Genomic DNA, 8,018 nt, shown 5'->3' with positions numbered 1-8,018 from the left:
CAATCCAGAGCAGGCGTAAACCGCCCTGGATTGCTTCGCTTCGCTCGCAATGACGATGGTCCTTACGTCGCCTGTCTTGCCAGCTTCCCCAGCCCCTTCGACAATTGCAGCGCGCCGTTGAGCCGTGCCCCCGCGCTGCCCCAGTCGCCGCTGACCGACAGCCGGTTGTCGGGCCGGATGCGCGCGCGGCCTTTCAGCCGTTCGACATAGGCGATCAGGCCGGGGACGTTGGCGAACTGGTCGCCGTGGAAGCTGACGAGCGCGCCCTTGGTGCCGACGTCGAGCTTGGCGATGCCCGCGGCCTTGGCGTTCGCCTTGATCTCCATGAGCTGGATCAGGTTCGCGGTTTCGGGCGGCAGCGGGCCGAAGCGGTCGATCATTTCGGCGGCGAAGCCGTCGAGCCCGGCGCGATCCTCGGCCTCGTTGAGGCGGCGATAGAGCGCCATGCGCAGCGGCAGGTCGGGGACATAATCTTCCGGGATCAGGATCGGCGCATCGACGGTGATGACCGGCGACAGCGCCTCGCGCGGCGGCGCCGCGCCCATGCCCTCGGCCTTGGCGACGAGAATCGCTTCCTCGAGCATCGACTGATAGAGTTCGAAGCCGACCTCGCGGATATGCCCCGACTGTTCGTCGCCGACGAGGTTTCCCGCGCCGCGAATGTCGAGATCGTGGCTCGCGAGCTGGAAGCCCGCGCCGAGCGTGTCGAGATCGCCGAGCAGCTTCAGCCGCTTTTCGGCGGTGTCGGTGATCGCGCCGCCCTCGGGCGTGGTGAGATAGGCGTAGGCGCGCGTTTTCGACCGGCCGACGCGGCCGCGAAGCTGGTAAAGCTGCGCGAGGCCGAAGCGGTCGGCGCGGTGGACGACCAGCGTGTTGGCGCTCGGAATGTCGAGGCCCGACTCGACGATCGTCGTCGAGACGAGCACGTCATATTTGCGGTCGTAGAAGGCGCCCATCCGCTCCTCGACCTCGCCCGGCGCCATCTGGCCGTGCGCGACGACATATTTGATCTCGGGCACGCGGGTGCGCAGAAACTCCTCGATGTCGGGGAGGTCCTTGATACGCGGGGTGACGAAGAAGCTCTGCCCGCCGCGGTCGTGTTCGCGGAGCAAGGCTTCGCGGATCACCACGGGGTCCCACGGCGCGACGTAAGTGCGGACCGCGAGGCGGTCCACGGGAGGCGTCTGGATGACGCTGAGTTCGCGGAGACCCGACATCGCCATCTGCAAGGTGCGCGGGATCGGGGTCGCGGTGAGGGTCAGGACATGGACGTCCGCTTTCAGTTGCTTCAGCCGCTCCTTGTGGACGACGCCGAAGCGCTGCTCCTCGTCGACGATGACGAGGCCGAGGTTCTGGAACTCGACCGATTTGGCGATCACCGCGTGGGTGCCGACGACGATGTCGATCTGGCCGTTCGACAACCCCTCGCGCGTCTTCTGCGCTTCGGCGGCGGGGACGAGGCGTGACAGCCTGCCGATGTTGATCGGAAAGCCTTTGAAGCGCTCGACGAAATTGGTGAAATGCTGGCGCGCGAGCAGGGTGGTCGGACAGACGAGCGCGACCTGCACCCCCGCCATCGCCGCGACGAAGGCGGCGCGCAAAGCGACCTCGGTCTTGCCGAAACCGACGTCGCCGCACACCAGCCGGTCCATCGGGCGTCCCGACGCCATGTCGGCGAGCACATCGCCGATCGCGCGGTCCTGATCGTCGGTTTCCTGATAGGGGAAGCGGTCGGCAAAGGCGGGGTAGGCGGCATCCTGCGCCAGCACCTCGCCGGGCCGCAGCGCGCGCTGCGCCGCGGTCGCGAGCAGTTCGCCCGCGATCTCGCGGATGCGCTCCTTCATCCGCGCCTTGCGCCGCTGCCACGCCTCGCCGCCGAGCTTGTCGAGTGCGACGCCCTCGCTCTCGCCGCCGTAGCGCGAGAGGACGTCGAGATTTTCGACGGGGACGTAGAGCTTGTCGCCGCCGGCGTAAGTGAGCGCGACGCAGTCGTGCGGGCTGTCGCCGACCGGGATCGAAGTCAGCCCCTCATAGCGGCCGATGCCATGGTCGAGATGGACGACGAGATCGCCGACACTGAGCGTCGCGAGTTCGGCGAGGAAGGCGTCGGCGCTCTTGCGGCGCTTGGCGCGGCGGACGAGGCGTTCGCCGAGAATATCCTGTTCGGTGAGCAGGCTGATCGCGTCGCTGGCGAAGCCGTGATCGAGCGGGAGGACGATGAGCGCGACGGTGCCGGTTCCCCTCCCGCTTGCGGGAGGGGCTAGGGGAGGGCGTGTCTCGGGCGCTGCGCTGTCGTCAGACAGGCCCTCCCCCGACCCCTCCCGCAAGCGGGAGGGGAGAGTGGCGCCCAGCGCCTCCTGCCACGTATCGACCTGCGCCAACCCATCGACGCCATGCTCTTTCAGCAACCCCGCCAAGCGTTCGCGCGCACCGCCCGAATAGCTGGCGATGATCGTCCGCCGCCCCTTGCGGCGCTCGTCGGACAGATGATCGGCGACCTTGTCGTAGACGTTCAGGTCGGCGGTGCGTTCGGGCGTGAAATCGCGCGCGGCGAAGCTTTCGAGGTCGATCACCGTCGCCGACGGCGGGACGTCGAAGGGGGTGACGATATGGATCGGACGCCGCTCCGCCGCATCCCACTCGGTCTCGGTCAGATAGAGCGCTTCGGGTTTCAGCGGGCGATAGCTTCCCGCCTGCTCCTGCGCGGCGGCGACGCGATTGGCATGATAGTCGGCGATTGCGGCGAAGCGCGTTTCGGCGGTGGCGTCGGTGCGGTGCCCGCGTAGCACGGGGGTCGCGGGGTCGATATGGTCGAACAAAGTCGCCAACCGCTCCTCGAACAGCGGCAGCCAATGGTCCATCCCCGCCTGTCGCCGCCCTTCGCTCACCGCCTGATAGAGCGGGTCGCCGGTTGCCTGCGCGCCGAAGATTTCGCGATAGGCGGACCGGAAACGTTTGATCGTCGCTTCGTCGAGCAGCGTTTCGGCGGCGGGGAGCAGTTGCAGCGCCTTCGCGGGGCCGAGGCTGCGCTGGTCGGCGGGGTCAAAGCGACGGATGCTTTCGATCTCGTCGCCGAAGAAATCGACGCGCAGGCCCGTTTCCTCGCCCGCCGGGAACAGGTCGACGATGCCGCCGCGCACCGCGAACTCGCCCTGGTCGGCGACGGTATCGACGCGGTTGAAGCCGTTCGAGACGAGCAGCTCGGCAAGCGCGTCGCGGTCGATCCGCTGCCCCGGCGCGAGCGTCGTTGCAAGCTGGCGGATGCGAAAGGGCGTCAGCGTGCGCTGGGTGATCGCGGCGACGGTGGTGAGGATCAGTTCGCCACGCTTCGCCGGCGCCTGCAACGCCGACAAGGTCGCGAGCCGGTCGGCGCTGACGCGCATCGACGGCCCGGCGCGATCGTAGGGCAGGCAGTCCCATGCCGGGAAGCGATGCACGACAAGATCGGGTGCGAAGAAGGGGGCAGCGTCGGCGACCGCCTGCATCGCCGCGTCGTCGGTCGCGACATAGAGCAGGCGTTTGTCGCTCGCCCGCGCCAGGTCGGCGAGCAGCAGCGGCAGGAATCCGTCCGCCGCCCGCGCGAGCGTCAGCGGCGCCGAGGCCGACGCGATGGCGGCGAAGATGTCGGCGGCGGGTCGGGTCATGGCAGCGGGATATAGTCCAGCCGCCGCATCGCGGCGATCAGCGGCGGATTGTCGAGATGTGCGGGCGGGTGGCCGGTGCCGAGCGCCCAGGCCATGATATCGACGTCGTCCTCCTCGACGACGGCTTCGTACCAGGCGAGCTCCGCCTCGCCCCATTCGGGCGCATAGCGGTCGAAAAAGCCGCCGATCATATAATCGGCCTCGCGCGTGCCGCGATGCCAGGCGCGGAATTTGAGGCGTTTCAGGCGGTCGGTCATCTGTTTCTCTTTCCCTTCTCCCTTGACGGGAGAAGGATACGAAGCCTTGCCGCCGTGCGGCTAGGCGAAGTTGGATGAGGGTGAGCGCTCGCATGGCGAGCGCGCGCTTGCTTTGCAAGCGCTACCCCTCGCCCGCTGCGACTAACGAGCAAGCTCGTAAGTCTCGCCGCCCTCTCCCGCAAGGGGAGAGGGGAGGTGCAAGTTCGAATTTACCGCGCTAGACAGCAGCAACCGATGCGACCCGAAATCCTCAACCCGCTCTTTGCCGCGCTCACCGACCTCAAGGGCGTCGGGCCGCAGCTCGCCAAGCCGCTGACCCGGCTGGGGCTGGAGCGCGTCGTCGATGTGCTGTTCCATCTGCCCACCGGCCTCATCTCGCGCGTGCCCGTGGACCGGCTCGATCAGGCGCAGGCCGGGCAGACGATCATCGTCGAGCTGACCGCGCAGGATTACCGCTCCGGCCGCAGCCCCCGAGCGCCTTTCGGGGTCGAGGCGTTCGATCAGGCGGGTGACCATGTCCGGCTCGTCTATTTCGGGCGCACCTCCGGGCTCGCGCGCAAGCTGTTCCCGCTAGGCGAGAAACGCCGCGTATCGGGGCGGCTCGACCTCTATGGCGACATGCGCCAGATCGTCCATCCCGACCATGTTGCCGAGCCGGACGACGAGGCGGGAATCGCGGTCCACGAGCCGGTCTATCCGCTGACCGAGGGCCTCACCAACGCGCGGCTGTCGCAGCTTGGGCAGGTCGCGCTCGAACGTCGACCCGACCTTGCGGAGTGGATCGACGCGCCTTTGCTCGCCAGCCGCGGCTGGCCGGCGTGGCGCGAGGCGGTCGAGCGCGCCCATGCCAGCCCGCGCGACGAAGCGGCGCGCGACCGCCTCGCCTATGACGAGATTTTCGCGAGCCAGGTCGCGCTGATGCTGATCCGCGAGGGGCTGCGCGCGCGCAAGGGCCGGGCGATTGCGGGCGACGGGCGGTTGACCGACGCGCTGAAACTGCCGTTCGGGCTGACCGGTGCGCAGGAACGCGTGGGGCGCGAGATCGCGGGCGACATGGCGCAGGATCGGCCGATGCTGCGGATGCTGCAGGGCGACGTCGGATCGGGCAAGACGCTCGTCGCGCTGCGTGCGATGCTGACCGCGGTCGAGGCGGGGACGCAGGCGGCGCTGCTCGCGCCGACCGAAATCCTCGCGCGCCAGCATTTTGCGACGCTGCAGCACATGCTCGGCGGCTTGCCGGTCAATCTCGCGATCCTGACCGGGCGCGACAAGGGCAAGGCGCGCGAATCGACGCTGATGGGGCTCGCCGACGGCAGCATCGATATTCTCGTCGGTACCCATGCGATCTTTCAGCAGGCGGTAACCTACAGGGATCTGTCGCTCGTCGTCGTTGACGAACAGCATCGCTTCGGCGTCGCGCAGCGGCTGATGCTGACCGCGAAGGGGCAGCGGCCGCCGCACTTGCTGGTGATGACTGCGACCCCGATCCCGCGCACGCTGCTGCTCGCCAATCATGGCGAAATGGACGTCTCGCGCCTCGACGAGATGCCGCCGGGCCGCACCCCGGTCGATACGCGCGTCGTCTCGGTCGAGCGGCTCGACGAGGTGGTCGCTTCGCTCGACCGCCATCTCGCGACCGGGGCGCAGGCTTACTGGGTGTGCCCGCTGGTCGCCGAGAGCGAGGGCAGCGACCTCGCGGCGGCCGAGGAGCGCGCGGCGTTGCTCCGCGCGCGGCTTGGCGAGGCGCGCGTCGGGCTTGTCCATGGCCGCATGAAGGGGCCCGAGAAGGACGACGTCATGGCGCGCTTCCAGGCGGGCGATATCGGCGTCCTCGTCGCGACGACGGTGATCGAGGTCGGGGTCGACGTCCCCGCCGCCAGCCTGATGATTGTCGAACATGCCGAGAATTTCGGACTGGCCCAGCTTCACCAATTGCGCGGCCGCGTCGGGCGCGGCGCGGCGAAATCGGTGTGCCTGCTGCTGCGTTCGCAGAATCTGTCCGAAACCGCGCGCGAGCGGCTGACGCTGATGCGCGAGACGAACGACGGCTTCCTGATCGCCGAGAAGGACCTCGAACTGCGCGGCGGCGGCGAATTGCTCGGGCTCAAACAGTCGGGCGACGCCGATTACCGCGTCGCGACGCCCGAACAACTGGTGCGGCTGCTGCCGGTCGCCCACGACGATGCGCGGCTGTTCGTCGAGCGCGACGGCGGCATGGAGGGCGCGCGCGGCGAAGCGGTGCGGCTCTGCCTCTATCTCTTCGAACGCGACGCGGCGGTGCCGCTGCTCAGGAGTGGATAAATTCTCCCCTCCCGCTTGCGGGAGGGGAACCGGCTTATGCCTCGATCTTGGGGTTTAGTTCACGTCCCCGCGCGCACCCATGGCGCGGATCATCGGCAGATAATCCTCGGCCGCGATCGATTTTTCGAACTGGACGCCGGTCTTGCCGCCGAGCGACCAGATCACCTTCGCCGCAATGCGGCCGATGATCGGCATCCGGAAGACGACGAGGTCGCCGATCTCCAGCCCCCGTTCGTAACGCATCAGCATGCCGTCGGCGCTGATGTTGACGCAGGTGCACATTTCCTGCCGCCCGTCGGGCAGCACGAAGGGCAAGCGGCAATAGACATCGCTGCGCGGCGCAATCCGCTGGTCGAGGCCGACATAATGGGCCTTGTTGGTGTCGATCTTACGCATACGTCCCGGACCTTTGTCGTTTGCCATGGATCGTTCTACGCCATTGCTGAAGAATCGGTAAATGAACTTTGGCGCATCAGCGGGTCACGAGGCCGTGTTTCTTCGACCCCAGGCTGACCGGAACGTCGGCGTCCGCGGGCTGGATGCGATGCTGCGGATCGCGGATCACGACCCCATCGACCTTGACCGCGCCCTCGTCGAGCTTGCGCCGCGCTTCCTTGTTCGACGCGGCGAAACCGAGCTCGCGTAGCGCATCGACGATGGAGATGCCGTCCGCTGGCGCCGTGACGTGCGGCAGGTCGCCGCCAATCTGCCCCTTTTCAAAGGTTTGTGCGGCGGTGTCGGCGGCGGTCTTCGCCGCCTCGGCGCCGCGGCAGAGCGCGGTGGCTTCGTTGGCAAGGATCTTCTTCGCCTCGTTGATCTCGGCGCCCTCAAGCGCTTCCAGCCGCGCGATCTCATCCATCGGCAGGTCGGTGAAGAGCTTCAGGAACTTGCCGACATCGCGGTCGTCGCAATTGCGCCAATACTGCCAATAATCGAAATGGGGCAGCTGTCCCGAATTGAGCCACACGGCGCCCGCCGCGGTCTTGCCCATTTTTGCGCCCGCGGCGGTGGTGAGCAGCGGAGTCGTCAGGCCGTAAAGCTCGGCGCCGTCCATCCGGCGGCCGAGTTCCATCCCGTTGACGATATTCCCCCACTGGTCCGACCCGCCCATCTGGAGCCGTACCCCGCGTTCCTTCGACAGATAGCGGAAGTCGTATCCCTGCAGGATCATGTAGTTGAATTCGAGGAAGGTCATCGGCTGCTCGCGCTCGAGCCGCAGCTTGACCGAATCGAAGGTCAGCATGCGGTTGATCGTGAAATGGGTGCCGACCTCCTGGAGCAGCTCGATATAGCCGAGCTTGCCGAGCCAGTCCTGATTGTCGACCATCACCGCATCGGCCGGACCGTCGCCGAAGGCCAGAAAGGGCTCGAAGATTGTGCGGATCGAGGCGATGTTCGCGGCGATCGTCTCGTCCGACAGCATCTTGCGGCTTTCGTCGCGGCCGGTCGGGTCGCCGATCCGCGTCGTGCCGCCGCCCATCAGCACGACGGGCTTGTGCCCCGTCTGTTGCAGGCGGCGCAGCATCATGATCTGGACGAGGCTGCCGACGTGCAGGCTCGGCGCGGTCGCGTCGAAACCGATATATCCCGGGACGACCTGCTTCGCGGCGAGCGCATCGAGCCCTTCCGCATCGGTCATCTGATGGATATAGCCTCGCTCGTCGAGCAGGCGCAGCAGGTCGGATTTGTAATGGGTCATGGCGGGCGGGCGCTTAGCACGCGAAAGGCGCAAACCCAACCTGTTCATGTCTTCATTATCGTCACCCCGGACTTGATCCGGGGTCCCGCTTACTCAAGAAGGGGCAGCGGGACCCCG

Annotated in this window: 5 protein-coding genes; 1 reads left to right on the top strand and 4 read right to left on the bottom strand. The window is 67.4% G+C overall.

Features of this window, described 5'->3' with window-relative positions; genetic code table 11:
- Positions 1-62: 62 nt before the first annotated feature.
- Complete coding sequence (mfd, locus tag OJI97_RS09055; RefSeq protein WP_297662788.1) at positions 63-3,644, bottom strand: transcription-repair coupling factor; 3,582 nt, start codon at positions 3,642-3,644, stop codon at positions 63-65.
- Entirely contained in the window at positions 3,641-3,901 is a 261-nt protein-coding gene (locus OJI97_RS09050) for a succinate dehydrogenase assembly factor 2 (protein WP_297662786.1), read from the bottom strand. The genes mfd and OJI97_RS09050 overlap by 4 nt, the downstream gene beginning before the upstream one ends.
- Positions 3,902-4,135: 234 nt before the next feature.
- Here OJI97_RS09050 and recG point away from each other — a divergent pair, with 234 nt between their 5' ends.
- The gene (recG, locus tag OJI97_RS09045) at positions 4,136-6,202 is read left to right on the top strand and encodes an ATP-dependent DNA helicase RecG (RefSeq protein WP_297662784.1); all 2,067 of its coding nucleotides are present in this window, start codon (positions 4,136-4,138) and stop codon (positions 6,200-6,202) included.
- 54 nt (positions 6,203-6,256) lie between these two features.
- Here recG and OJI97_RS09040 read toward each other — a convergent pair whose 3' ends face one another.
- Positions 6,257-6,598: a PilZ domain-containing protein gene (locus tag OJI97_RS09040; protein WP_297662783.1), complete on the bottom strand. Its 342-nt coding sequence runs from the start codon at positions 6,596-6,598 to the stop codon at positions 6,257-6,259.
- A 76-nt stretch (positions 6,599-6,674) separates the two neighbouring features.
- Positions 6,675-7,901, bottom strand: a complete 1,227-nt coding sequence (tyrS, locus tag OJI97_RS09035) for a tyrosine--tRNA ligase (protein WP_297662780.1) — start codon at positions 7,899-7,901, stop codon at positions 6,675-6,677.
- Between the last annotated feature and the right edge of the window lie 117 nt (positions 7,902-8,018).

Source organism: Sphingopyxis sp., assembly GCF_025869345.1.
Lineage (GTDB): Bacteria > Pseudomonadota > Alphaproteobacteria > Sphingomonadales > Sphingomonadaceae > Sphingopyxis.
This window is presented reverse-complemented; position numbering and strand designations above follow the sequence as displayed.